This window comes from Streptomyces sp. SP17BM10 (genome assembly GCF_036322405.1).
GTDB lineage: Bacteria > Actinomycetota > Actinomycetes > Streptomycetales > Streptomycetaceae > Kitasatospora.
In genome coordinates, this window is sequence record NZ_JAQYXB010000343.1 from 36,850 (window position 1) to 61,722 (window position 24,873).

The following is a 24,873-nucleotide window of genomic DNA, read 5'->3' on the forward strand; positions in this document are numbered from 1 at the left end:
GGCTCAGACGGCGCCCGCACCGGTGAGGGCGCGCACCTCCAGCTCGGCGAAGCGGTCGGAGTCGGCCGGTTCGGGCGAGGTGAGCGTCCCGATCCAGCCGGCCAGGAAGCCGAGCGGGATGGAGACGATGCCGGGGTTCTCCAGCGGGAACCAGTGGAAGTCGACGCCGGGGAAGAGCGCGACCTTGGTGCCGGAGACTACGGGCGAGAAGGTGACGAGCACGATGGCCGGGATGAGGCCGCCGTACACCGACCAGACGGCGCCGCGGGCGGTGAAGCGCCGCCAGAACAGCGTGTACAGCAGGACCGGCAGGTTGGCGGAGGCGGCGACGGCGAAGGCCAGGCCGACCAGGAAGGCGACGTTGAGATGCTGGGCGAAGAGGCTGATCGCGATGGCCGCCGCGCCGATCCCGACGGCGGCGATCCGGGCGACGACGATCTCCTGGCGGTCACTCACGGGCTCCTCCGGCCGCGGCGCCCCGTCGTCCGTGCGCCGGCGCAGCGACCAGCCGCGGAAGGCGCCGGCCCAGATGTCGTGGGCGAAGGCGGCGGAGGAGGCCAGGGTGAGGCCGGCGACGACGGCGAGGATGGTGGCGAAGGCGATCGCGGAGATCAGCGCGAACAGAACGACCCCGCCGGTGCTGCCGTTGCCGCCGCCGAGCACCAGGGCGAGCAGCGGCACGGCGGTGTTCCCGGCCGAGTTGGCGTGCCGCACCTCGGCCGAGCCGACCAGGGCGGTGGCGCCGAGGCCGAGCGCGATGGCCATCAGGTAGAAGCCGCCGACCAGGCCGATCGCCCACATCGTGGAGCGGCGGGCGGCCCGTGCGGTGGGCACGGTGTAGAAGCGGGACAGGATGTGCGGCAGGCCGGCGGTGCCGAGCACGAGCGCGAGGCCGAGGCTGAAGAAGTCGAGCCGGCTGGTGGAGGTCGCGCCGTACTTGAGCCCGGGTTCGAGGTAGCGCCGGCCGGCGCCGCTGTGTCCGGCGGCCTGGCGCATCAGCTCGAGGAGGTCACCGTGGTAGTGGACCATCAGCAGCACGGTCAGCAGCACCGATCCGGCGATCAGCAGGAAGGCCTTGACGATCTGGATCCAGGTGGTGGCCCGCATGCCGCCGACGGTCACGTAGACGATCATCAGGCCGCCGACCGCGACGATGGTCCAGGTCCTGGCGGAGGCGCTGTCGGTGCCGAGCAGCAGGGCGACGAGCGAGCCCGCGCCGACCATCTGCGCGACGAGGTACAGCAGCGTCACGACGACGCTGGCGCCGCCGGCCGCGGCCCGCACCTTGCGCCGGCGCAGCCGCAGCGCGAGCACGTCGGCGAGGGTGTAGCGGCCGGCGTTGCGCACGAGTTCGGCGACGAGCATCAGGACGACGAGCCAGGCGACCAGGAAGCCGATGCTGTAGAGCACGCCGTCGTAGCCGTAGAGGGCGATCAGCCCGGCGACGCCGAGGAAGGAGGCGGCGGAGAGGTAGTCGCCGGAGAGCGCGAAGCCGTTCTGCAGCGGGGTGAAGTCCCGGCCGCCGGCGTAGAAGTCCTCGGCCGCGCTGCCGCGGCGTCCGACCCACAGGGTGATGCCGAGGGTGACCAGGACGATCACGGCGAAGAGCACGATCGCGAGGTCGTGGTGGTCGCCGGTGGGGGCGACGGGCGGCGGGGTGGCGATCGACGCCGCGGTGGTCATCGGAGCTGGTCCTGGGTGTCCCAGCGCAGGCCCAGGGCGGCGCGGTCGCGCTTGGTGCGGGCGTTGCGGGCGTAGAGCCAGGTGAGCAGGAAGGTGCTGGCGAACTGCAGCAGGCCGAGCAGCCAGGCGATGTTGAGCGGTCCGGCGACCGGGGTGCGCATCAGCTCGGGGGCGGCGGCCTGGGCGGCGACGTAGGCCAGGTACCAGGCGAGGAAGGCGCTGCTGACCGGGAAGACGAACGACCGGTGGCTGCGCCGGATGTCCTGGAAGGCCTCGCTGGCCTGGACCGTCCGGTACACCTCGGTGCTGTCCACGGTGCCGGCCGGCACGGAGGCCGGTACGGCGGCGGGAGCCGCGGCGGGCACGATCGGTGCGGCGGGCGGGACGGGCGGCACCGGCTGCGTCGGCACCGTGCGCTCCGTCCGGGTGGCGGCCGACCGGGTGCCCGGGGTGGGCCGACCGGCGGCGGGCGGGCTCGCGGTGGCCGGAGCGGCCCACCAGTCGAATCTCTGCCCCTGCCCGGGACTGCTCGTCTGCTGCTGTGGCACTGCTGCTCCTGGACCGGCGGGCACTCTGACCCGAACCATCATGGGGGCCTCTGAGCAGCGGATTTGACCATTGCAGATACGTTCACTCGATGAGGTGATCGATGATCCGACAGACACTCATCCGACTACTGGTGCGTACCGGTGATTCCGTGCCGGAAGGCGTACGCGACGGCCTGCGCCCGGTCCCGCACGGCGGTCTTCGCGAAGAGGTTGTTGATGTGCGTCTTCACGGTGGCCGGGCTGACGAACAGCCGCTGGGCGATCTCCGTGTTGGAGAGGCCCTCGGCGATGAGCGCCAGCACCTCGGCCTCCCGGGCGGTGAGCCCGTCGGGCAGTTCCGCGCCCCGGGCGGCGGGCTGCGCGGGGGCCGGTGCGGGCGCGGGCTCGGGGCTCGCCGGGGAGGCCTTCTGCCCCTCCGAAAGCCTTTCCAGCAGCCGGAGTTGGACCTGCGGCGAGAGTCCGGCCGCGCCCGAGCGCACGTCCGCGATGGCCCGGGCGATCTCCTCGCCGCCGGCGTCCTTGGTGAGGTAGCCGCGCGCGCCGGCCCGGAGCGCGGGGAAGAGCGAGTCGTCGTCGGCGTAGGTGGTGAGGACGACGACCTCGGTCTCCGGGTGCGCCGCCCGGATCCGCCTGGTCGCCTCGACGCCGTCGACGCGCGGCATCCGCAGGTCCATCAGCACCACGTCCGGGTGGTGCCGCTCCACCAGGGCGACGGCCTGCTCCCCGTCCGCCGCCGCGCCGACCACCTCGATCCCGGGCAGCAGCCCGAGCAGCATCACGATGCCCTCGCGCACCACCGTCTGGTCGTCCGCGACCAGGACCCTGGTCGTTCCCGCGCTCACGCCGGCACCCGCAGCAGCACGCGCCACCCTCCGTCCTCCTGGCCCGCCAGCAGGGTGCCGCCGAGCAGTTCCGCGCGTTCGCGCATCCCCAGCAGACCGTACCCGCTGCCGCTCGCGGCCAGTTCCCCGGACGCTCCGCCGCGCGGGGACGCGGAGTTGCGCACCTCCAGCTCCACCGCGTCCGGCAGGTAGCGCAGTTCGACCTCGCACCGGGCTCCGGGCGCGTGCTTGCGGACGTTGGTCACCGCCTCCTGGGCGGTGCGCCGCACGGCGAGCGCGGCCTCGGCGGCCAGCGGCCGGGGCGTGCCGGCGACCTTGAGCACCGCCCGTTCGCGTCCGGTCAGTTCGACCAGGAAGTCCCCCACCGGGGTGAGTTCGCCGCGCAGCGCGGACAGCGCCTGCCGGGTCTCGGCCAGCCCGTCCTGCGCCATCCGCCGGGCGGCGACGACGCGTTCGCGGACCTGCTCGCGGTCGGTGCCGGCGTCCAGCATCAGCCGGGCCGCCTCCAGGTGGACGAGCTGCGCGGAGAGGCTGTGGGCGAGCACGTCGTGGATCTCCCGGGCGATCCTGGCCCGTTCGGCGAGCGCCGCGCTCTCCGCCTCGGCGGCCCGGGCGGCCCGCTCCTGCGCGAGCAGGCGGCGGGCGGTGCCGCGGGCCTCGATGTCCAACCGCAGCAGGAAGCCGAGGAGCCCGAGCCCGCCGACCGACGTCACGACGCTGAGCCAACTCGCCCAGCTGGCCGCGGTGTACGAGCCAAGTGCCGCCACCGCGACGAGGACCGCGGGCGCGGGCGGCAGCCGGACCAGCGCCATCACGGCCAGCCCGAGCCAGGTGAGGTCCGCCAGCACGAGGGCGTGGCCCCAGTTGGCCAGCCAGGCGAGGACCACCAGGGCGGCGGCCGCGGCGAGCGAGGGCACGAGCCGCTGCGCCCGGCTGGTGTTCAGGTAGACGGTGCTCAGCCCGACCATGGCCACCAGGCCGCCGGCCGCGGCGGCCGCCGCCCAGCCGGTGAAGCGACCGTCGGCGAAGGTCCCCCAGGTGACGCTGATGAGGATCACGATCCGGCCGAGCACGGTGAGGACCCGCCGCGGGCCGCTCTCGGCCTCGCGCTCCAGTCCCTCGCGGGACGGCCAGCGGGTCCAGTACCCGGTCACGGGCTCCTCCTCGGGGGTGTCGTACACGGCGGCTGCTCGATCGCGGCGGCGGCGCGGCGGCGCGGTCAGCCGATCGCGGCGACCTGCCGGGGCAGCTCGGCGGTCCGCGCCCTCCAGTTCACCACGAGCGAGCGGACCAGCAGCATGACCGCGAGGCCGAGCATCAGGGCGCTGCCCGCCTGGTGGACGTGCATCGCCGAGCCGATCCCGTACAGGCCGAGGCGGATGGCGATCATGCCCACCCAGGCGGCGACGGTGGCCCTGGTGCCCTTGGCCCAGATCGAGCCGTCCGCGGCCCGCCACAGCCGGACGGTCCAGCCCCAGACGGAGCCCATGGCGAGCACCGCGACGAGGGAGGCGCCGAGCAGGACGGCGGAGAGCGCAGCGTGGTCGTGGTCGATCAGCTGCGGGTCGCGCAGCGCGAGCGCCCCGAGGATCAGCGGCAGCAGCCAGAAGCGGCGCTCGGTGTCCAGGCGCTGCGCGCGCATCTGGCGCTGGACCACCAGGACCAGTACCGCGATGATCACGACGATGTTGACGAGGGCGGTCATCGGATTCTCCGTCCCGACGGGGGCTGTGTGCTGACCTCACCGACGCTACGGATCCGGCGCCGCCCGGTGATCGGAGCCGGGGTGGACCGGGGGTGGAAGCGCAAGCGCGAGGGCCCTCCACCCGTGGGTGGAGGGCCCTCGCGCGAGCGAACGGGTCAGGTGGGGTCAGGCGTCGATGCGGGAGCGGTCCAGGGTGGCCGCCGAGTCCACGATGAACTCCTTGCGCGGGGCGACGTCGTTGCCCATCAGCAGGTCGAAGATCTTCTCGGCCTGCTCCAGGTCGCCCAGGTTGATCCGGCGCAGCGTGCGGTGGCGCGGGTCCATGGTGGTCTCGGCCAGCTGGTCGGCGTCCATCTCGCCGAGGCCCTTGTAACGCTGCACCGGCTCCTTCCAGCGCATCCCCTTGCGCTGGAACTCCAGCAGCGTGGAGCGCAGTTCGGCGTCGGAGTAGGTGTAGTGGTACTTCTCCTGGCCGCGCTTGGGGGCGGTGAGCTCGATGCGGTGCAGCGGCGGCACCGCGGCGAACACCCGGCCCTGCTCGACCATCGGCCGCATGTAGCGGTGGAAGAGGGTCAGCAGCAGGGTGCGGATGTGCGAACCGTCGACGTCGGCGTCGGCCATGAAGATGACGCGGCCGTAGCGGGCCTGGTCGATGTCGAAGGTGCGCCCGGAGCCGGCCCCTATCACCTGGATGATCGCGGCGCACTCGGCGTTCTTGAGCATGTCGCTCACCGAGGCCTTCTGGACGTTGAGGATCTTGCCGCGGATCGGCAGCAGCGCCTGGAACTCGGAGTTGCGGGCGAGCTTGGCGGTGCCGAGCGCGGAGTCTCCCTCGACGATGAACAGCTCGCTGCGCTCGACGTCGTCGCTTCGGCAGTCGGCGAGCTTGGCCGGCAGCGAGCTGGTCTCCAGCGCGGTCTTGCGGCGCTGGGCCTCCTTGTGCTGGCGCGCGGCGACCCGGGTGCGGGCCGCGGCGACGACCTTCTCCAGGACGGCCCTGGCCTGCAGCTTGTCGTCCTTCCTGGCCGAGGTGAGGAAGGCCTTGAGCTCCTTGGCGACGACGGCGGCGACGATCCGGTTGGCCGCCGAGGTCCCGAGCACCTCCTTGGTCTGGCCCTCGAACTGCGGCTCGGCGAGGCGGACGGTGACGACGGCGGTCAGGCCCTCGGTGGCGTCGTCCTTGGTGATGTCGTCCTCGGCAACGCGCAGCAGCTTGCTGGCGCGCAGCACCTCGTTGACGGTCTTGGCGAGCGAGCGCTCGAACCCGGTGACGTGGGTGCCGCCCTTGGGGGTGGCGATGATGTTGACGAACGAGCGCAGGGTGGTGTCGTAGCCGGCGCCCCAGCGCAGCGCGATGTCGACGCCGAGGTGGCGGGTGACCTCGGTGGGCGTCATGTGGCCGAGCTCGTCCAGGACGGGCACGGTCTCCTTGAAGGTGCCCTCGCCGCGCAGCCGCAGCACGTCGCAGACCGGCTTGTCGGGGGCCAGGAACTCGCAGAACTCGGCGATGCCGCCGTCGTAGCGGAAGACCGTCTCCTCGACCTTCTCGCTCTCGGTGAGCCGCTCGTCACGCACGACGATGGTCAGGCCGGGGACGAGGAAGGCGGTCTGCCGGGCCCGGTTGTGCAGGTTCTCCAGGGAGAGGCGGGCGTCCTTGAGGAAGATCTGCCGGTCGGCCCAGTAGCGGATCCGGGTGCCGGTGCGGGTCTTGGGCACCTTGCGGGTCTTGGTCATGCCGTTGGCGGCCTCGAAGGGCGCGTCCGGGCCGGCCTCGGTGAAGATGCCGGGGGTGCCGCGGCGGAAGCTCATCGCGTGGGTGTGGCCGCCGCGGTCGACCTCGACGTCCAGGCGGGCCGAGAGGGCGTTGACGACGGAGGCGCCGACGCCGTGCAGGCCGCCGGAGGCCGCGTAGGAGCCGCCGCCGAACTTGCCGCCGGCGTGCAGCTTGGTCATGACGACCTCGACGCCGGACAGCCCGGTCTTGGGCTCGACGTCGACCGGGATGCCGCGCCCGTTGTCGCGGACCTCGACCGAGGAGTCGGGGTGCAGGAGGACCTCGATGCGGTCGCAGTGGCCGCCCAGGGCCTCGTCCACCGAGTTGTCGATGATCTCCCACAGGCAGTGCATCAGGCCGCGGCTGTCGGTCGAGCCGATGTACATGCCGGGGCGCTTGCGGACCGCCTCCAGCCCCTCCAGGACGAGCAGGTGCCGAGCGGTGTAGTTGGAGCCGTCGTCACCGGCCAGCAGTGCGGACGGCACGGTCGTTTCGGCACTCACGCGGCACTCTCCTCGGTGAAGTTCTGTCTCATGGGTCACATCCGGAACGCGTCCGGACCGTCCGCCAGTGCAGCACGCCGCACCGACAGCCGTCGCCCGGCGTGTGCGCACCCCTCCGCTGGGTGCCCAGCACGGCGGCCCCGTCCCGCGCAGCTTGTACGCGCTGCGCGAACAAGGGCTGGGCCGCGGTCCGGGGCTCCGGGGCGCCATCTCCTCCCGGTACCACCGGTCCTGGCGGTTCGTGGGGTCCGGCGCAGGCTCCGGAACTGCCGTTATGCAGGCTACCGGGGCCTGGGACGGGGCTTATGCTCCAACCCGGCAGAGGATTATGCTACGCGGACCTCGCACCCGGTCCCGATCGGGCGTTCGAGCGACGGGCGGATCCTGGGATCCCGGTACGCATGAACCACCGGCCCCCGGGGCACGTCCTCATCAACACAGCAGAATCCTCAGAGAAGAAAAGCCACGAGCGGGAACGTTTTCGGCCTGGTTGGATGTTGACCCTGGTACGACAGCTCGTCGAGCTAGAGAAGAGGCGACGTGACTACTGTTCTGACACCTGCGAGCCCGCTGACCGCGGCTGACCGCTGCGACCGCTGCGGCGCCCAGGCCTACCTGCGCGTCGTACTCGCCAGCGGCGGAGAGCTGCTCTTCTGCGCCCACCACGGCCGGAAGTTCGAGCCGGAGCTCAAGAAGATCGCCGTTGAGATACAGGACGAGAGCGGCCGCCTGAGCAGCACCACCGCCGCGGCGACCGCCGACGACGAGCGCTGATCCCGGGCGCCACCAGCAGCCAGCGTCGAGCTGTGTGTCCGGTCGCGCACCGAGCGCGACCGGTGGGCCGGGCGACCACCCCCTTCGGGGCCGGTCGCCCGGCTCTGCTGTTCCCCGAGGCGCCCGCCCCTTCCGACGTCACGTCAGAACGTGATCGCGCGGTCACTTTGCGACGTCACAGCGCCGAATGCACCGCGTCCGAGAGGGCGGCGATCCTCGTGTACACCCCTGGGTGATGCGCCTCGGCGCAGCCCGTCCCCCAGGACACCAGGCCGGCCAGCCGCCCGCCGATGACCAGCGGCCCGCCGCTGTCCCCCTGGCAGGCGTCCTTGCCGCCCTGCTCCTCCTCGCCCGCGCACACCATCGCCCGGGCGTCGAACTTCCCGTCCTGCCCGCCCGGGTAGTCGCGCGCGCACACCGAGTCCGCGACGACGGGCACGTCCACCATGCGCAGCGGGGCCGAGTAGTCGCCGTGGCCGGTGGTGTCGCCCCAGCCGTACACCTGTGCCCTGGTCCCGGCCGCGTACGGCTCGGTCTCGCCCTGGTTGAGCAGGTCGATCACCGGCCGCGAGCCCTGGGACTCGCCGAGCGTGACCACGGCCACGTCGTTCATGTTGGCGGCCCAGCTGTAGTCGGGGTGGATCCAGATCTTCCTGACCGGCACCTCGCGCCCGGCCGTGCCGCGCATGTCGTCCCGGCCGACGATCACCTTGAGGCCGGGCCGGTCCACCCGGACGCCCTTGGGCTCGTCGAAGAAGCAGTGCGCGGCCGTCACGACCTTGGTCGGGGTCACGAGGGCTCCCCCGCAGAACTGCCCGGAGCGCCCGGACCCGAACTGCTGGCGGCTGGACAGCGCCACCATCCAGGGGTGGTCCGCGGTGTTCGCCACCTCACCGCCCACCACCCGGCGCTGGGCCTCGGCGGGCGCGGCGGCACCGAAGGCCGCCAGCGGGACGGGCACGGCCACCAGCAGCGCCAGTACCGCGGCGCGCCTTCGGCGGCCCGGACGGGCGGCGGCCGGGGTCGCCGGGGGCGGGGCGGCGGTCGTCAGGTCCGCGCGGTCCGGGTTGGGCAGCACCGTTTCTCCAGGTGGCTCGGCAGCAGGCAACCGGCACAGCGTAGGTGAACGGCTACACTGTGCGACCGCTTCCCGCAGGACGGCCACCCGGACGAGCGACAAGCACCACTCGGACGGTGACGAACCCCCTCCGGACGGCCGAGAAGGCCCGGAGCCATGGGGCTCCGGGCCTTCTCGGGAGTGCGTGCGCGGCAGGGTTCCCGCGCGGCGTCGGATCAGTCCAGGTAGTCGCGCAGCACCTGGGACCGCGACGGGTGGCGCAGCTTCGACATGGTCTTCGACTCGATCTGGCGGATGCGCTCACGGGTGACCCCGTACACCTTGCCGATCTCGTCGAGGGTCTTCGGCTGGCCGTCCGTCAGGCCGAAGCGCATCGAGACGACGCCGGCCTCGCGCTCGGACAGGGTGTCCAGCACCGAGTGCAGCTGCTCCTGGAGGAGGGTGAAGGAGACCGCGTCGGCCGGCACGACCGCCTCGGAGTCCTCGATGAGGTCACCGAACTCGCTGTCGCCGTCCTCGCCGAGCGGGGTGTGCAGCGAGATCGGCTCGCGGCCGTACTTCTGGACCTCGATGACCTTCTCGGGGGTCATGTCGAGTTCCTTGGCCAGCTCCTCCGGGGTGGGCTCGCGGCCCAGGTCCTGGAGCATCTGACGCTGGACGCGGGCCAGCTTGTTGATGACCTCGACCATGTGCACCGGGATGCGGATGGTGCGGGCCTGGTCGGCCATGGCGCGGGTGATCGCCTGGCGGATCCACCACGTGGCGTAGGTGGAGAACTTGTAGCCCTTGGTGTAGTCGAACTTCTCGACCGCGCGGATCAGACCGAGGTTGCCCTCCTGGATCAGGTCCAGGAAGAGCATGCCGCGGCCGGTGTAGCGCTTGGCCAGCGAGACCACGAGGCGGAGGTTGGCCTCCAGCAGGTGGTTCTTGGCGCGGCGACCGTCCTCGGCGATGATCTCCAGCTCGCGCTTGAGCTTGGGGGCGAGCTTGTCGGCGGCCGAGAGCTTGTCCTCGGCGAACAGGCCGGCCTCGATGCGCTTGGCGAGCTCGACCTCCTGCTCGGCGTTGAGCAGCGGGACCTTGCCGATCTGCTTCAGGTAGTCCTTGACCGGGTCGGCGGTGGCACCGGCGACCGCGACCTGCTGGGCCGGCGCGTCGTCCTCGTCGTCGTCGGAGAGGACGAAGCCCTCCGACTCCTCCTCGGGACCGGTGGCCTCGGTCTCGGCCTTGTCCCCGGGCAGGGCGACGTCCTCGAGCAGCTCCTCCTCGCCGAGGATCTCCTCCTCGCCGCCCTTGGCGCTCTTGGCCGCGGTGGTCTTCTTGGCGGCGGTCTTCTTGGCCGGCGCGGCGGCCTTCTTGGCCACGGCCTTCTTGGCCGGGGCGGCCTTCTTCGCCGGAGCGGCCTTCACCTCGGTGACGACCGTGGTCGTCTCCGCTGCGGTGATCTCGGCGGACACGGTCGGCGCGGGCGCGGCGGCGGCCGCCACGGCCGGGGCCGCGACGGGGGCGCCGGGCGCGATGCGCACGGGCGGCTTGGTCGGGGCCGACGGCGCGGCCGGGGTCCGGGTGGTGACAGCCTTGGTGGCGGTGCGCTTCGCGGGGCTCTTGGCGGCAACGCTCTTGCGCTTGGCGCCGGCCGGCTCGGCCGCGCTCACCATGAGGTCCACCCCCTCCTCAATCAGCACCTGATTGAGGCTGCGCATGACGTTCTTCCACTTGGTGACCGGGATCTGGTCCGCCTCGAACGCCTGGCGCACGTCGTCACCGGCGATCTGCCCCTGGGCCTTGCCCCGCTCGATGAGCGCCAGCAGAGCCGCGGACTCGGCGATCTCGGGGGGAAGCGAACGGGATGTGCTGGCCGACACGAACAACCTCTCGGACGATGAGTGGACTCGAACCCGTACCGGCCGCCCGAGCGGGCGGGGAAGGAAATCGCGCGTCGGACGCGCGGTGTCGATTCCGACCGACTCGGGCTTGAGGACAGGGTTTGCAGGACGGCAGCAGCGCCGCGGACCAACACAGCCACGTGGCGTGCTGGAAAATTCCGGAGCTGCTTCCGCTCAGGACACATCGCTGCTACTCGTCAAGTGTTACGCATGGCCTTCGTGTCGCGGGTCACACCGCTCGGGCGCCCGCGGCCCGGGGCCGGACTCCATCATCGCGCACTCGCGCCGCAACCTGACGCCATGGACATGCTCACCCCCCGGAAAGCCCCCTGCCCATCTCGCGGAACGGCCCTCCGGCTACACCTGGCGGTGCGACCGGAGGGCTGTCGGCGGGCGTCCCGAACCAGACCGTTCAGTGCTCCCGGGGAGCCGGGACGGACGGCTCGATCTCGGGGTGGACGGTGAGCAGCGCCCGCATCGCGGCCTCGCCCGCGGTGCCGTCGCCGGTGCCGAGCGCGTCCACCAGCCGGGAGTGCAGGCTGACCGAGGCCTCCGAGGGGCGTTCGCAGGCGGTCGTCGGGCCGCCCGAGACCTGGAGGGCGCAGGAGACGATCCCCGAGAGGTGCTCCAGCATCCGGTTCCCGGCCATCTGCAGCACGAGGCCGTGCAGCTCGGCGTCGGCCCTGGTGTAGGTCGAGTGGTCGGCCTGGGCGGCGGCGTGGCCCATGATCTCGACCAGCTCGACCAGGCGCTGCTGGACGTCCTCGCGGCCGTGGCCGGCGGCCAGCCGGGCGGCCAGCGGCTCGATGGCCCAGCGCAGCTCGAAGAGCTCCCGGCGCTGCTCGTCCCGCTGGGGACCGAAGGCGCGCCACTCGATGATGTCCGGGTCGAGCAGGTTCCAGTCGCCGACCGGACGGACCCGGGTGCCGACGTTCGGCCGGGCGCTGACCAGGCCCTTGGCCTCCAGCACGCGCAGCGACTCGCGGACGACCGTGCGGGAGACCTCGAAGCGCTGGCCGATCTCCTCGGGCACCAGCGGGCGGTCGGCGCCGAGGTCGCCGGAGACGATCATCTGACCGAGCTGCTGGACCAGCTGGCCGTGCAGACCTCGACCGCGGCTGCTGGTGGTCTTGCGGCCGACCCGGCCGAGCTCGGACTCGGCGCCCTCCCAACGGGGCGCCGGCGGGGTCGGCCGGTCGGCGTACGAGAAGCGGTCCAGGTCGCCGGGGCCGTGGATGGGCCCGTCGGCGGAACGGGCGGGGGTCATGGTGGGGTGCGCAAGGGTACTCACAGGTCCTTTGTCGGCGATCGGCGGGCGCAGCTTGAGAATTCTCGTGAAAAGCACACGAAAGGGTGATCGGCCGTGACTGGATAATTGACTTCTTATCAGGAAGAACCGCGCATTGCGGTCACTGCTGGTCGATCTTGGTGGTTCGGGACGGCGGCCCGGGGATCACAGCGCGCGGCGCCGGGACTGGACCACCAGCGCCGCCGCCAGCAGGACGGCCGCCGGGGCGGCCACCGCCGCGAGGAGCGCCGGGTCCGTCAGCGCGGTGCCCCCGGGCGCCACCCGCCGGTCGCCGCCGTAAACCCACCCGTACGCCCATTCGACGCCGGACTGGAACGGCAGCAGTTCGGCCGCCCGGGTGGGCCAGGGCGTGCCGGTCTGCCGCAGCACCAGCGCCACGCCCGACTCCAGCAGTGGCGGCAGCGCGCACAGCACGAGCACGCCGGCGACGGCACTGCGGGTGAGCGAGGCCGTCAGGACGCCGGTCCAGCCCGCCACGACCGTCAGCAGGACGAAGGCCAGCAGTGCGCCCGGCACCCCGTGCCCGGCGACCAGGGCCACCGGCCCGAACGCTCCCGGCAGGTCGGCGAGCCCGGACAGCCCGGCGGAGGCCAGCGCCCCTGCCACCCGCCCGGACAGCGCGGACGGGTCCGCCCAGGCCGCGACCGTCACCCCGGCGGGCAGCGCGAGGTGCACGGCCGCCGTGTCGACCAGCAGGGTGGCCAGCGCCAGCAGGGCCGCCACCGGGCCGATCACCAGCAACTTGGCCACCAGCATCCGCACCCGGCGCGGGTACGACACGCACGCGGCCGGCAGCCCCGGGAAGCGCACCTCGTGGCCGTACGCGACGGCGCCCAGCACCCCGGCCCCCAGGGCCGCGAACGGCAGCGGCAACAGCGGGAAGGCCGCGGTGAGCAGCCGCACCCCGGCCGGGCCGGGCAGCGGGCCCTCCGGCCGCTGGCTCGCCAGGACGGCGGCCACGACGGCGTCGCAGAGCAACACGGCGGCGAGGAGCAGCCAGGTGGAACGGAGGCCGCGCAGCCGGCGCAGCTCGTAGGCCAGGACGCGCACGGTTCACTCGCTCCGGAGGTCGTCGGGGGTGGCGGTAGCGGAAATGGAGGGGGCCGCCTCGGACGTCACGCGGCCGAGCCGGACGGTGTCGTCCGACAGCAGGGCGGCCGGAGCCGCGGGCCCGGTCCGGAAGGGCCGGTCCACGGCCACGGTCGTCGCGGAGCCGTCGGCGGAACGGAGATCGGGCTTGGGCACGAGCCCGGAGCGCACGGGCTCCGCTGCGGGCTCGTGCGCGGAGTCGCACTCGTCGGAGCGGGTGTACGCGTCCGAGGGGCCACCCGTGGGCGGGGGCTCGGCCGACCGCTCACGGGTGGCCCCGGCGACGGCGAGGGCGGAGAGGGCGGTCGCCACGGAGGTGACGGAGGTGACGGAGGTGACGGAGGCGGCGGAGGCGGCGGGCAGGTGGGCGGTGGGCAGGTGGGCGGTGGGCAGGGCGCGGGTCGGCAGGGCGGCGTCGCCCTGGGGTTCGGCTTGTTCGACCACCTCGGTCGGCCCACCCTGCTCGGCCGGCTCGACGGACGCCTGGGGCCGCGTGGCGGGCTTGCGCCCGTCGGCGGGCTTCGGCTGGACGTGGATCTGGCCGGAGCGGCCCGAGGCGGCCGGCAGGACGGCCTTCGGGGCGGGCTGCTCGACCACGCGGTCCGCCAGCTCGTGCAGCAGGATGCCGTGCCGGTAGGCGAGTTCGCCGATCTCGGTGCGCCCGATGCCGGCCACGGCGAGACCGGCGCCGCCGTCCCGGCGCACCTGGGCGCCCTGGCTGGCCAGGAGGTCGGCGAGGCGCGCCATCTGCGGCCCGCGGACGGCCACTTCGGGGCTGAGCCGGGTGCGGCGGAACTCGGCCACGGGCTGGTCGGCCACCAGCCTGCCGCGGTCCAGCGTGATCACGCGGTCGGCCAGCTGCGACGCCTCCTGCGGGGTGCGGGTGGTCACCAGGACCGTCCCGCCCGCGACGGCGAAGGACCGGAGGAAGGCGTGGAACCACTCCACGTTGCGCGGGGACAGTCCGTCGGTCGGGGCGTCGAGGAGCAGCGTGCCGGGGTCGCCCAGCAGCGCGGCCGCGAGCGCCAGCCGCCGGTGCATGCCGGGCGAGAAGGTGCGCAGCCGCTGCCCGGCGACGGTGGCCAGCCGGGTCTGCTCCAGCAGTTCGTCGGCGCGCCGGGTGGGCACGCCGACGGCCGCGGCGAGCATCCGCAGCTGACCGCGCGCCGTGCGGCCCGGGTGTCCGGCCACGGCCGAGTGCCCCTCCCCCCGCCCCTGCAACAGCACGCCGACCTCGCGCTCGGGGCGGCGCAGGCGGCGGTAGGTGCGGCCGTGGAAGAGCGTGACCCCCTGGCCTCGTTCGAGTTCGACCATCAGCCGCAGCGCGGTGGACTTGCCGGCGCCCTCGGGGCCGAGCAGCGCCGTCACGAGGCCGGGTCTGGCGTCGAAGGTCAGGTCCAGCAAGACCGGCGGAGCGCCCTTGCCGCGGACCTTGGTCAGTCCGGTGATCTGGATCATCGCTGCCTGCTCCCATGCCCTCGACCGGCCCCGCGCCAGCACATTAGGGGTCGGCGGAGGAGATTCCGGGCATTACGGGAGCGGCGCGGGCCCGCGGGCCGCCCGCCTCACCCGATCAGGGGACAATCCGATCCTGCGATTCCCCGGTCGGCCGGTCGGAGCGGTCCGGGGGGCACGCGAGCGCGCGGCGTCAGGACTCCGGGCGGAGCATGGGCGGGTTGAGCACCGTCGCGCCGCCCGCGGTGAACAGCTGGGCCGGGCGGCCGCCCTGACGGGTCGTCGTGCCACCGGAGGGCAGCAGGAAGCCCGGGGTGCCGGTGACCTTGCGGTGGAAGTTCCGCGGGTCCAGGACCACGCCCCAGACGGCCTCGTAGACCCTCCGCAGCTCGCCGACGGTGAACTCGGCCGGACAGAAGGCGGTGGCGAGCGAGGAGTACTCGATCTTGGAGCGGGCTCGCTCGACCCCGTCGGCCAGGATCAGTCCGTGGTCGAAGGCGAGCGGGACCCCGTCGGCCGGGCTCTTCCCGAGCAGTTCGGCGACCGGCGCCCAGCGGGCGCTGCTGGCGTCGCCGCCGGCCCGCGGCGTGGGCAGGTCGGGCGCGAGGACCAGGTAGGCGACGCTGACCACCCGCATCCGGGGGTCGCGCTGCGGGTGGCCGTAGGTGGCCAGCTGTTCCAGGTGGGCACCGGCCGCGCCGGGGCCGACGGCGTCGTGCCCGGGCGCGGAGTGCGCCCGCAGCCCGGTCTCCTCGGCGAGCTCGCGGGAGGCCGCCTCGGCCAGGCCTTCATCCGGCCGCACGAACCCGCCGGGCAGCGCCCAGTACCCCTGGAACGGAGGCTCGCCCCGTCTCACCAGGAGGGCGCACAGTTCGTGGTCGCGCACCGTCAGCACCACCAGGTCAACCGTGACTGCGAACGGGGGGAAGGCCGACGGGTCATAGCGCGACATGGCGACGATCATAGTCGTCTCTCTGACGATAAGCACAGGCCCGTGTACAACCCGTGCCCGGGGCTCGCGGACGGGCCCCGGTCAGCGCGCCACGAGCTGGAGGTCCGCGGGCGCCTCCTCGACCATGGCCACGCCGATGCGGCTCACCCGGACGGAGAAGCGCTCTCCGGCCACCCGCAGGTTGGTCAGTTCCAGCTCGCCGAGCGGGGCCGTGCTCGCCGGGCGGACCTTGACCCGGCCGCCGGGGACGTCCGGGCGGACCCCGGCGAGGGCGAAGACCGCGTGGGCGGCCCCGGCGGCCGAGAGCGCCGCCGGACGGCACGCGGCCGGGTGCGGGACGGGCGGGCAGCCCGGGATGCGCTGCTCGCCGGCGTACATCTCGGGCACGCGGCCCTCGAAGTGGGTGGCCGCGGCGAGCAGGCCCTCCAGCAGGGTGCCGGCCTCGTTCTCGTGGCCGGCCTCGGCGAGCCCGGCGATCGCGAGGGCGGTCTCGTGCACGCGCACGGTGCCGCCCCGGTGGCCCAGCGGGTTGAAGCGGGGCGACTTGGCGCTCAGGGTGCGCAGGCCCCAGCCGCTGTCCAGCTCCGGCGCCACGAGGCGCTGGGCGAGCAGCCGCGTCTGCTCGCGGTCCAGCAGGCTCTCGTGGCGGCCGCCGTCGACCGCCAGGCCGGTGTCGAGCAGGTGGACGAAGGAGGAGGCGACGGCCGGGAGCGGCTGCCCGCCCGGGGCGAGACCCGCGGCGGGGCGCCCGCCGGAGAGGTCGTCGATCCAGAACCGCTCGCGGAACCGCCCGCGAAGCCCGGCGGCCCACGCGCGCCACTCCTCGGCGCCAGCGCGGCCGAAGGCCTCCAGGAGCTCGGCGCCGTGCAGGGCGGCGCGGTGCGCCTGGGCCTGGACCTCGGCGCGGGCGGCCACCGGGTGGGCGGCGCGGTCCTCGGCCGGACGGCTCAGGTCGGTGACGAAGCCGTCGACCAGGCCGTCGCGCAGGGCCCCGAGGGCCCGTTCGGCGGCCGGGAGCAGGTCGGCGACCTCGGTCCTGGGCAGGCCCCAGCGCCAGGCCTCGGCCAGCACCGTGACGAACAGCAGGGTGGCCTCGGTCGCGGTGCAGGTGGGCGGGAGCTCGGGACCACCGTGCCGCAGCGCGCCGGGCAGCAGCCCCTCGGTGCGGCCGGGCGCCGGGGCGAGCTGCTGGCGCCGGGCCAGCGCCCGCAGGGTGCCGGCGGCGAGCCGGGTGCCGAGCGGGAGGGTCAGCCGGGCGGCCCACAGCGCGTCGGCCGGGGCGAGGACGAAGCGCCAGGGCGCACCGGAGGCCGAGTAGAGGTCGGTCGGGCGGTCCGGGTCGCAGAAGAGCAGGCCGCCGAGGGCGTCGAGGGAGCGGGTGACCAGCAGCGCCGCCCGGTCGTCGTCGGCGCGGACCTCGGGTTCGGACCAGGGCAGCGGGACGCCCGTGCCGCGGCCGCCCGGCGGACGCGCGCCGGGCACCGTGCTCTCCAGCTCGGCGCGCAGCTCGACCGACCAGCGGGCGCCGGGCTGCACCTCCAGGTCCCAGCGGAGCACCCCGGCGCCGGCGAGGACGGCGTGCGGGGACGGCTTCGCGGACACCACCGCGCTGTGCGCGGGACCGGCCCAGCGCAGACCCGCGGACTGCACCTGGCCCGGCAGGTCCGGCGGGCGGTGCCCGGCGGCGATCTCGCCGACCGGGCCGAGGTCGGTGCCGAGCGCGATCTCCAGCGGGAGCCGCGCGGGCCGGGAGCCGGCGTTGCGCACGATCACCGTCTCCACGCCGTCCGCGTGGCGCAGCCGCTCCACGGTGAGCGCCGGGTCCGGGTCGAGGTCGCCGGGGAGGCGGACGGCGCCGAGGAACCGGGCCTCCGCGGCGCTCGTCTGGGCGCCCTGGAGGGGCACCGGCTCCATGCCGCCGAGGCGCAGCTCCATCCGTGCGACGACCCGGACGCCGTTGCGGTAGAAGCCGTGCAGCCCGTGCCCGCGCAGCTGGCCGTCCGCTCCGGAGGCGGCCATCCCGGGAGCCTTGACGCAGAGCACCGCGTGGTGGACGGCGGCGGGCTGCGGCCGGGGCGGGCCGGCCGGGACCTGGTCGGCACGGCCGACCGGTCGCGGCGCGCCGACCACGCTCTCGGCCGGCGCGGCCTGGGGCGGCCTTATGGCGGTCACCGGACTCTCCTCCCCTCGGCGGTCCGGTGGCCGGGTCAGGCCGGTGGGCCGCGAGCATGCTCGATCGCGTGCTGATGGTGCCGGGCCGGCGGGGTGTCCCGTCGGCGGTTTTGCCGTGTCTGGCCGTACCCGGCGCCGGGTCGTGCCATGCGGTGCGCGGTACCGGGCCGGCACCGCGCGCCCGGTCGTCGCGCCGGGCACGTCGGTGTGCCCGGCCCGCCGTCAGGCCTCGCGCACCGGTGGACCGGTGGCGCCCCTCGTGGCCCGGCGCCCCGTTCCGCCACCCGCGCGCAGCAGCCGGTCGCGGTGCCGTGTACGGCCGCTCGCGGTCCGGGGCCCGCGGCGCCGGGGCGCGGGTCCCGCCGCGGTGCGCGCACAGGGCCCCCAGATTCAACGCCGCACACCGGCCCCAGGTCACGCCCCGCCGGAGCCCCGGGGCTCCGGCGCACCCGCCGCGCCGCGCCCGGACGGTCGGTGTCGGGCCGTCACCGCGACCCCGGCGACGTACCGCGCGACCCCGGCGGCGGCCGGTCCCGGGCGCGCCCCGGGGAGGAGCACGGCCGTCGAACCGGTGCTCGACGGCGGCCAGGATACGGTGCGGGTGTCGCGGTGCCCGCACCCGGTGAGACCGTGAACGGCGTCGTGACCGCTGTGACCTGCAGAGACCGAGGAGTTGTATGTCCACCGCCAGCCGGCTGCCCGGGATTGTCACGACCGACCACGTCTTCCAGCTCCCGCTGGACCACGCCGCCCCCGAGGGCGAGCAGATCTCGGTGTACGCCCGCGAGGTGGTGGCCGCCGGCCGCGAGCGGGACGACCTGCCGTGGCTGCTCTTCCTGCAGGGCGGCCCGGGCGGCAAGGCGGCCCGCCCGCTCGGCCGGGACGCCTGGCTGGACCGGGCCCTGGACGACTACCGGGTCCTCCTGCTCGACCAGCGCGGCACCGGGCGCTCGACGCCCGCGACCCGCCGGACCCTCGCCCTGCGCGGCGGCGCCCGGGAGCAGGCGGACTACCTGGCGCACTTCCGCGCGGACTCGATCGTGCGCGACGCCGAGCTCATCCGGCGCCACCTGATCGGCGCGGACCGGCGCTGGAGCGTGCTCGGCCAGAGCTTCGGCGGCTTCTGCACCCTCACCTACCTCTCGATCGCCCCCGAGGGCCTGACGGAGGCCTTCATCACCGGCGGCCTCGCCGGCCTGCGGGGCTCGGCCGACGACGTCTACCGGGCCGCGTACGCGCGGGTGGTCCGCAAGAACGAAGGGCACTACGAGCGGTTCCCGCAGGACGTCGAAGCGGTGCGGCGGATCGCCGCGCACCTCGCCGCCGCTCCCGCGACGCTGCCCGACGGCGGCCTGCTCACCGTCGAGGCCTTCCAGTCCCTCGGGATGATGCTGGGCGGCGGAAGCGGCTCGGGCTCCCTGCACTACCTGCTGGAGGAGGCCTGGGTGGAGGGCCCGGACGGACCCGAGCTCTCCGACACCTTCCTCTACGGCGTCCAGGCCAGGACCTCCTTCGCCGAGGGCCCGCTGTACGCCGTGCTGCACGAGTCGATCTACGGCCAGCGGTCGGTGGACGCGGGCGGCACCGCCTGGTCGGCCGAGCGGGTCCGCAAGGAGTTCCCGGAGTTCGACGCCCGGGCCGCGCTGGACTCGGACGCCCCGGTGCTGTTCACCGGGGAGATGATCTACCCCTGGATGTTCGACACCGACCCGTCGCTGCGGCCGCTGAAGGAGACCGCGGAGCTGCTGGCCGCCCGGGCCGACTGGCCCGATCTCTACGACCCGCAGCAGCTCGCCGCCAACGAGGTGCCCGCGGTGGCGGCCGTGTACCACGACGACATGTACGTGGAGACCGCCCACTCGTTGGAGACCGCCCGCGCGGTGCGCGGCATGCGGACCTGGATCACCAACGAGTGGGAGCACGACGGCCTGCGGGTGAGCGGCGGAAAGGTGCTGGACCGCCTGATCAAGATGGCGCACGGCGAGCTGTAGCCCGGCCCGACCCCGGGGAGCCCGGAGCGGGCGGACGAGGACGTCAGCGCGCATGACGGGCTCCCCTGGACGACCGGCCGGTGCAGCGGTGAGCCCCGCTCCCGAGCGGCACCACCCGCCCGGTGCACGCCCGGCCGCGGCCCAGCCGCAGGCTCCCGTCGGAGCGCTCAACCCGGCGGCGACCCGGCTCCGTGACCAGGGCGGTCGGCCCGGAGCCGTCCGCCTCCGGCGCGGCCTGCGCGGGCCCACCGGGAGCACCGCCCGCAGGGCCGGGACCGACGGCCGAGGCCGCCCGACGGCCGCCCCGGCGCCGGCGCCTGGCCTTTCCCCGCCCGGGTGCCCCGTCCCGGGAGCCGCCCGGCGGGCCGTCCGGCGTCCCGTCCGGCCCTCCACCCGGACCCGCGGCCGGGCCGCCGCACTCCTCGTCGGTCGGCTCCGCCGCCGCCTCGCCCGCCTCGCCCGCCTCCTTCGCGCGCTTCGCCTCCCGGCGGAGCCGCTGGCCCTCGACGGCCGCAAGCAGCGCCTCCGGGGTCATGCCGTCGTTGAGCGACTCGTGCAGCAGATCGGCCAGCAGGTAGGACGGGTCGAGGTCGAGGGCGCGGCCGAGCACGACCCGGGCCGTCGCGGTGTCCCCCGCGACCCAGGACGCCCAGGCCAGCAAGGTCAGCGGGGCGACCGCGCAGTTCTCGTGGGGCGGCACGGCCCGCCGGGCCAGGAAGCGCCAGAGCCGCTCGGCGGGCGCCAGCTCGGCGGGCCGGACGTACTCGGCGCCGCGGTCGCGGGTGCGCCGGTCCCGCAGGGCCAGCAGCAGCCGAGCCGTGCGGTCCTCGTCGAGCTCGCGGGCACCGGCCGCGAACTCGGCGAAGGCCTGGTCGAGCAGGGCGATCCCGGGCGCCGACGGATCGGCCGTCCCGGCCCGCGCGAGGGCCGCCCGCTGGGTGTCGGCGGCCGGCGGCCCGATCGGGGCCAGCCCGGCGACGATCGCCTTCCGGCTGCCGCGCGGGGCGAGGCCCGCGAACGTCGCCGCGGCGGCGGCCGGACCGGGGGCGGGGGCGCGGCGGATCGGGTTCCCCGCCGGGTCGCAGCAGCCCTCCCGGCGGCAGAGGAAGGACCACCAGCGGCCGTCCGAGACGCACAGCGACTCCTTGACCGGCACGCCCCGGCGGGCGAACGCGGCCCGGAGGCCGTCGGCCAGCGACCGCAGGCCGTCCACCGGCGGTCCGTGCCCCGGGACCGGATCCTGGCAGAGGTAGAGAAGCACCTGGATCGGGCGGCTGCCGCGCTGTTCGGAGACGTCGACCAGGAGGGCGGCCGTCTCCTCCGCCGCGGCCGGCCACTGCGCGCGGGATGCGGGGATGTCCGCCCGCAGCACCCCGCCCTGGTGGAGGTCGGGACCGTGCAGGCCGACGGCGACGATGCTGTCGTCGGGGAAGAAGCCCAGGAGGTAGGGCAGCAGCTCGGCCATGTCGGCCGGGCCGCGCATCGTCACCGGCCGGTGGCCGGAGCCCGGGCCCAGGGAGAGCGTCACGTTGTCCCCGTTCCTCGTGGTCTCGTCGTTCATGGCGTTGTCGTGGTTCATGGCGTTGTCGTCGTTCATGGCGTTCATGAGGGGAAGAGTGCCGGGCCCCGGAATCCCCGGCTGACTTTTGTTTTTTCCTGTGGACAACTCCGGGCCGGAATTCCGCCTCCCTCGTTCGGAGCACGTCATCGCCACTCTCCTGAGTGAAATTTGACTGCCGTTCAACCGAAGATCGGATGACATACACCCGTGCTCCACCTATGCCACCCGCCCCGGCATTCGCCCGTTGTCGGCACCTCGGGGTTACATGGACGCCATGCAGCCGCACGAGATCCACACCACCGCCACCGCCGCCGACCGCGCCGAGGTCAGGGCGCGGGCCGAGGCCGTCCTGCGCGAGCTGGCCGGCCCCGGCGCCACCCTGCGCGACGACCAGTGGACGGCCATCGAGGCCCTGGTGGTCGACCACCGCCGGGCCCTGGTCGTGCAGCGCACCGGCTGGGGCAAGTCCGCCGTCTACTTCATCGCCACCGCCCTGCTGCGCGCCCGGGGCGCCGGCCCCACGGTGATCGTCTCGCCGCTGCTCGCCCTGATGCGCAACCAGGTCGACTCCGCGGCCCGGGCGGGCATCCACGCCCGCACCATCAACTCGGCCAACACCGAGGAGTGGGAGGCGATCCAGGCCGAAGTCGCGGCCGGGCAGGTGGACGTCCTGCTGGTCAGCCCGGAGCGGCTGAACAACCCCGACTTCCGCGACCAGGTACTCCCCAAGCTCGCCGCCTCCACCGGCCTGCTCGTGGTCGACGAGGCGCACTGCATCTCCGACTGGGGCCACGACTTCCGCCCCGACTACCGCCGGCTGCGCACCATGCTCGCCGACCTCCCGCCCCGGGTCCCGGTGCTGGCCACCACCGCCACGGCCAACGCCCGGGTCACCGCCGACGTCGCCGAGCAGCTCGGCACCGGCACCTCCGACGAGCACGCCCTGGTGCTGCGCGGCCCGCTCGACCGCGAGAGCCTCACCCTCGGTGTGCTCCCGCTGCCCGACCCGGCGCACCGGCTCGCCTGGCTGGCCGACCACCTCGACCGTCTGCCGGGCTCGGGCATCGTCTACACCCTGACGGTGGCCGCCGCCGAGGAGATCACCGCCTTCCTGCGCGAGCGCGGCTTCGCCGTGGCCTCCTACTCCGGCCGCACCGAGGACGCCGAGCGCCGCACGGCCGAGGCCGACCTGCTCGCCAACCGGGTCAAGGCGCTGGTCGCCACCTCCGCACTCGGCATGGGCTTCGACAAGCCAGACCTCGGCTTCGTGGTGCACCTGGGCTCGCCCAGCTCCCCGATCGCCTACTACCAGCAGGTCGGCCGCGCCGGGCGCGGCGTCGACCGGGCCGAGGTGCTGCTCCTGCCCGGTCGCGAGGACGAGGCGATCTGGCGCTACTTCGCCTCACTGGCCTTCCCCCCCGAGGAGCAGGTGCGCCGCACGATCGACGCGCTCGCCGAGGCCGGCCGCCCGCTGTCCACGGCCGCCCTGGAGCCCCGGGTGGACCTGCGCCGCACCCGGCTGGAGACCATGCTCAAGGTGCTCGACGTGGACGGCGCCGTCCGCCGGGTGAAGGGCGGCTGGACGGCCACCGGGCAGAGCTGGGAGTACGACACCGCCCGCTACGCCAAGGTCGCGGCCTCCCGCGAGGCCGAGCAGCGCGCGATGCGTGAGTACGCGGCGGCCACCGGCTGCCGGATGGAGTTCCTGCGGCGGCAGCTGGACGACGAGCAGGCCGCGCCGTGCGGGCGGTGCGACAACTGCGCCGGGCCGCTGCACACCCCGGAGGTGTCGGCCGCCACGCTGGAGGCCGCCCGCGCCGCGCTCGGCCGCCCCGGGGTCGGCTTCGAGCCGCGCCGGCTCTGGCCCACCGGCATGGAAGCCGTCGGCGTGCCGCTCAAGGGGCGCATCCCGGCCGGGGAGCAGGCCGAGACGGGCCGGGCGCTCGGCCGGCTGTCCGACATCGGCTGGGGCACCCGGCTGCGCAGCCTGCTCGCCGAGCAGGCGCCGGACGTGCCCGTCCCCGGCGAGGCGGTGGACGCCCTCGTGACGGTGCTCGCCGACTGGGCACGCGGGCCGGGCGGCTGGGCCGGGCCCGCCCCGGCCGACGGCGCCCGGCTGGAGCGGCCGGCCGGTGTGGTGACCATGGCCTCCTCGACCCGCCCCCAGCTGGTCGGCACGCTCGGCGCGCGGATCGCCGAGATCGGGCGGCTGCCGCTGCTCGGGCGGATCGAGTACGCGGACGGCCGGCCCCCGCACGGCGCCCGCAGCAACAGCGCGCAGCGGCTGCGCTCGGTGAGCGAAGCGCTGGTCCTGCCGCCCGAGTTGGCGCAGGCGGTGGCCGCCGCGGGCGGTCCGGTGCTGCTGGTGGACGACTTCGTCGACTCGGGCTGGACGGTCACCGTCGCCGCGCGCCTGCTGCGCCGCGCCGGGGCGAGCGCGGTGCTGCCCCTGGTGCTGGCGGTGCAGGCCTGACCGGCGCGGTCCCGGCGGCGGTCGCGCACCCGGGCCGTACACCCGGACGGAGGCGGACCGCCCGTCCGGACGGACTCACTCGAATGGCCTAAAGGAGGGAGGGATCACATCGGCGGGGCACCCGCGGAGGACCGGCGACGCGAGAGGGGCGATGACATTGCGGAACCCAGTTCACGGGCCGTTCACCCGGGCCCTCGCCAGGCTGCGGAGATGCCTGAGTAGCGCTTGCGCCGCGGTGGAATATATCCGGCAGAACGTGGACTTTCGGGCGGCGTTCATCATTTCATCGTTGCCGCTCCGCCCCCGATGCCACGAGAATTGGCGGGTACCCGAAACACGGTCCGGTGGACCCTGCCTTCGGCGTACGCAGGTACCCGCGTGCCCGTGGGTCGGGAAGGAGGATCGTGATCAACGGTATCGGCCGAGGTCAGTCTCCCCTCGCCCGGAGTTCGGCGCCCAGACGGCTGCTGGACCTGGAGACCTGGACTGCCTCGGGGATCCCGTTGCTGCGCGATCCGCGCGACTTCGTCCTGGAGCTGCACCAGCGCCACCTGCCCCAGCCGGGCACGGTCGTGGTCGCCGTCCTCGACGCGGTGCACCACCTGAGCGCCTCGGCCTCCTTCACTCCCTGGCCGCACGACACCGACGGCTGGCAGCACCGGAACGCCCTTCTGTCGCACCTGCGCCAGATCACCCCGCACGACCTGCGCCAGCCCGTGCCGACCCGCACCGCAGTACTGCTGCGCTGCCGCGAGGGCGCCGCGGGCTGGACCGAGCAGGACGGGGCCTGGATGTGGGCCCTGCGGGACGCGGCAGTCCTGCACGGACTGCGCTGCGGCTCCTACATCGGGCTGACCCCGGCCGGCTGGCAGATCCTCGGGGACGGACGGCAGGGCCGCAATCCGCACGCGGGTTCGTGGGCGGACGGGCCGGTCCACACCGTGACGGAGCTGCCACCGCGCACGGCCCTGGACGCACCGGGCGGCCGGCACGCCCTGCGCCAGACGTCCGAGCGGCCCTGGACGCCTTCCAGGGTCACCGAAGTCCGACCGGCCCGCCGCACCGGAACCGGCTGAGC

18 protein-coding genes are annotated in these 24,873 nt (G+C 74.5%); 4 read left to right on the plus strand and 14 right to left on the minus strand.

Going from position 1 to position 24,873, the window contains the following annotated elements; all coding sequences use genetic code 11:
- Positions 1-3 precede the first annotated feature (3 nt).
- The 6 genes from PUR71_RS02540 to PUR71_RS02565 form a co-directional block, all read right to left on the minus strand.
- Positions 4-1,683 carry a solute symporter family protein gene (locus PUR71_RS02540; protein WP_329924638.1) on the minus strand — a complete coding sequence of 560 codons (1,680 nt, stop codon included), beginning with the start codon at positions 1,681-1,683 and terminating at the stop codon, positions 4-6.
- The gene (locus PUR71_RS02545) at positions 1,680-2,231 is read right to left on the minus strand and encodes a DUF485 domain-containing protein (RefSeq protein WP_329924639.1); all 552 of its coding nucleotides are present in this window, start codon (positions 2,229-2,231) and stop codon (positions 1,680-1,682) included. Before PUR71_RS02545 ends, PUR71_RS02540 begins: the two co-directional genes overlap by 4 nt.
- A gap of 125 nt (positions 2,232-2,356) precedes the next feature.
- Positions 2,357-3,073 (minus strand): response regulator transcription factor, encoded by a 717-nt coding sequence (locus tag PUR71_RS02550; RefSeq protein WP_329924640.1) that lies wholly within the window; start codon positions 3,071-3,073, stop codon positions 2,357-2,359.
- Positions 3,070-4,254: a sensor histidine kinase gene (locus PUR71_RS02555; RefSeq protein WP_329924641.1), complete on the minus strand. Its 1,185-nt coding sequence runs from the start codon at positions 4,252-4,254 to the stop codon at positions 3,070-3,072. Before PUR71_RS02555 ends, PUR71_RS02550 begins: the two co-directional genes overlap by 4 nt.
- A 38-nt stretch (positions 4,255-4,292) precedes the next feature.
- The gene (locus PUR71_RS02560; RefSeq protein ID WP_329924642.1) at positions 4,293-4,778 is read right to left on the minus strand and encodes a DUF1453 domain-containing protein; all 486 of its coding nucleotides are present in this window, start codon (positions 4,776-4,778) and stop codon (positions 4,293-4,295) included.
- A gap of 165 nt (positions 4,779-4,943) precedes the next feature.
- A complete protein-coding gene (locus tag PUR71_RS02565; RefSeq protein ID WP_329924643.1) occupies positions 4,944-7,055 on the minus strand; it encodes a DNA gyrase/topoisomerase IV subunit B in 2,112 nt (703 codons plus the stop codon).
- A gap of 540 nt (positions 7,056-7,595) precedes the next feature.
- On the opposite strand from PUR71_RS02565, the gene PUR71_RS02570 reads away from it, so the two are divergent.
- Positions 7,596-7,829: a DUF7455 domain-containing protein gene (locus tag PUR71_RS02570; RefSeq protein WP_329924644.1), complete on the plus strand. Its 234-nt coding sequence runs from the start codon at positions 7,596-7,598 to the stop codon at positions 7,827-7,829.
- 175 nt (positions 7,830-8,004) lie between these two features.
- On the opposite strand, the gene PUR71_RS02575 is transcribed toward PUR71_RS02570, so the two are convergent.
- The 7 genes from PUR71_RS02575 to PUR71_RS02605 all read right to left on the minus strand — a co-directional run bounded on the left by PUR71_RS02575 (position 8,005) and on the right by PUR71_RS02605 (position 17,770).
- Positions 8,005-8,799: a S1 family peptidase gene (locus PUR71_RS02575; RefSeq protein WP_443077328.1), complete on the minus strand. Its 795-nt coding sequence runs from the start codon at positions 8,797-8,799 to the stop codon at positions 8,005-8,007.
- Positions 8,800-9,122: 323 nt separating this feature from the next.
- Entirely contained in the window at positions 9,123-10,778 is a 1,656-nt protein-coding gene (locus PUR71_RS02580) for an RNA polymerase sigma factor (protein WP_329924646.1), read from the minus strand.
- A gap of 427 nt (positions 10,779-11,205) precedes the next feature.
- Entirely contained in the window at positions 11,206-12,084 is an 879-nt protein-coding gene (locus tag PUR71_RS02585; RefSeq protein ID WP_329924647.1) for a FadR/GntR family transcriptional regulator, read from the minus strand.
- Positions 12,085-12,246: 162 nt separating this feature from the next.
- Positions 12,247-13,152 carry a hypothetical protein gene (locus tag PUR71_RS02590; RefSeq protein ID WP_329924648.1) on the minus strand — a complete coding sequence of 302 codons (906 nt, stop codon included), beginning with the start codon at positions 13,150-13,152 and terminating at the stop codon, positions 12,247-12,249.
- A gap of 3 nt (positions 13,153-13,155) precedes the next feature.
- Complete coding sequence (locus PUR71_RS02595; RefSeq protein ID WP_329924649.1) at positions 13,156-14,649, minus strand: ATP-binding cassette domain-containing protein; 1,494 nt, start codon at positions 14,647-14,649, stop codon at positions 13,156-13,158.
- A gap of 190 nt (positions 14,650-14,839) precedes the next feature.
- Entirely contained in the window at positions 14,840-15,598 is a 759-nt protein-coding gene (locus PUR71_RS02600; protein WP_329924650.1) for an NUDIX hydrolase, read from the minus strand.
- Positions 15,599-15,679: 81 nt separating this feature from the next.
- Positions 15,680-17,770, minus strand: a complete 2,091-nt coding sequence (locus PUR71_RS02605) for a glycogen debranching N-terminal domain-containing protein (protein WP_329924651.1) — start codon at positions 17,768-17,770, stop codon at positions 15,680-15,682.
- 677 nt (positions 17,771-18,447) lie between these two features.
- Here PUR71_RS02605 and PUR71_RS02610 point away from each other — a divergent pair.
- The gene (locus PUR71_RS02610) at positions 18,448-19,761 is read left to right on the plus strand and encodes an alpha/beta fold hydrolase (RefSeq protein WP_329924652.1); all 1,314 of its coding nucleotides are present in this window, start codon (positions 18,448-18,450) and stop codon (positions 19,759-19,761) included.
- Between the two features lie 43 nt (positions 19,762-19,804).
- Here PUR71_RS02610 and PUR71_RS02615 read toward each other — a convergent pair whose 3' ends face one another.
- Positions 19,805-21,367, minus strand: coding sequence for a DUF4192 domain-containing protein (locus PUR71_RS02615; protein ID WP_329924653.1), 1,563 nt, complete (start codon positions 21,365-21,367; stop codon positions 19,805-19,807).
- Between the two features lie 229 nt (positions 21,368-21,596).
- Here PUR71_RS02615 and PUR71_RS02620 point away from each other — a divergent pair, with 229 nt between their 5' ends.
- Positions 21,597-23,795, plus strand: a complete 2,199-nt coding sequence (locus PUR71_RS02620; RefSeq protein ID WP_329924654.1) for a RecQ family ATP-dependent DNA helicase — start codon at positions 21,597-21,599, stop codon at positions 23,793-23,795.
- 404 nt (positions 23,796-24,199) lie between these two features.
- Entirely contained in the window at positions 24,200-24,871 is a 672-nt protein-coding gene (locus PUR71_RS02625) for a hypothetical protein (protein ID WP_329924655.1), read from the plus strand.
- The last annotated feature ends 2 nt before the right edge of the window (positions 24,872-24,873 follow it).

What these genes read in the sequence shown, in the direction of transcription:
- PUR71_RS02540 (WP_329924638.1), bottom strand. Translation starts at nt 1,683, where the DNA reads ATGACCACCGCGGCGTCGATCGCCACCCCGCCGCCCGTCGCCCCCACC.
- PUR71_RS02560 (WP_329924642.1), bottom strand. Translation starts at nt 4,778, where the DNA reads ATGACCGCCCTCGTCAACATCGTCGTGATCATCGCGGTACTGGTCCTG.
- PUR71_RS02595 (WP_329924649.1), bottom strand. Translation starts at nt 14,649, where the DNA reads ATGATCCAGATCACCGGACTGACCAAGGTCCGCGGCAAGGGCGCTCCG.
- PUR71_RS02600 (WP_329924650.1), bottom strand. Translation starts at nt 15,598, where the DNA reads ATGTCGCGCTATGACCCGTCGGCCTTCCCCCCGTTCGCAGTCACGGTT.
- PUR71_RS02610 (WP_329924652.1), top strand. Translation starts at nt 18,448, where the DNA reads ATGTCCACCGCCAGCCGGCTGCCCGGGATTGTCACGACCGACCACGTC.
- PUR71_RS02615 (WP_329924653.1), bottom strand. Translation starts at nt 21,367, where the DNA reads ATGAACGCCATGAACGACGACAACGCCATGAACCACGACAACGCCATG.
- PUR71_RS02620 (WP_329924654.1), top strand. Translation starts at nt 21,597, where the DNA reads ATGCAGCCGCACGAGATCCACACCACCGCCACCGCCGCCGACCGCGCC.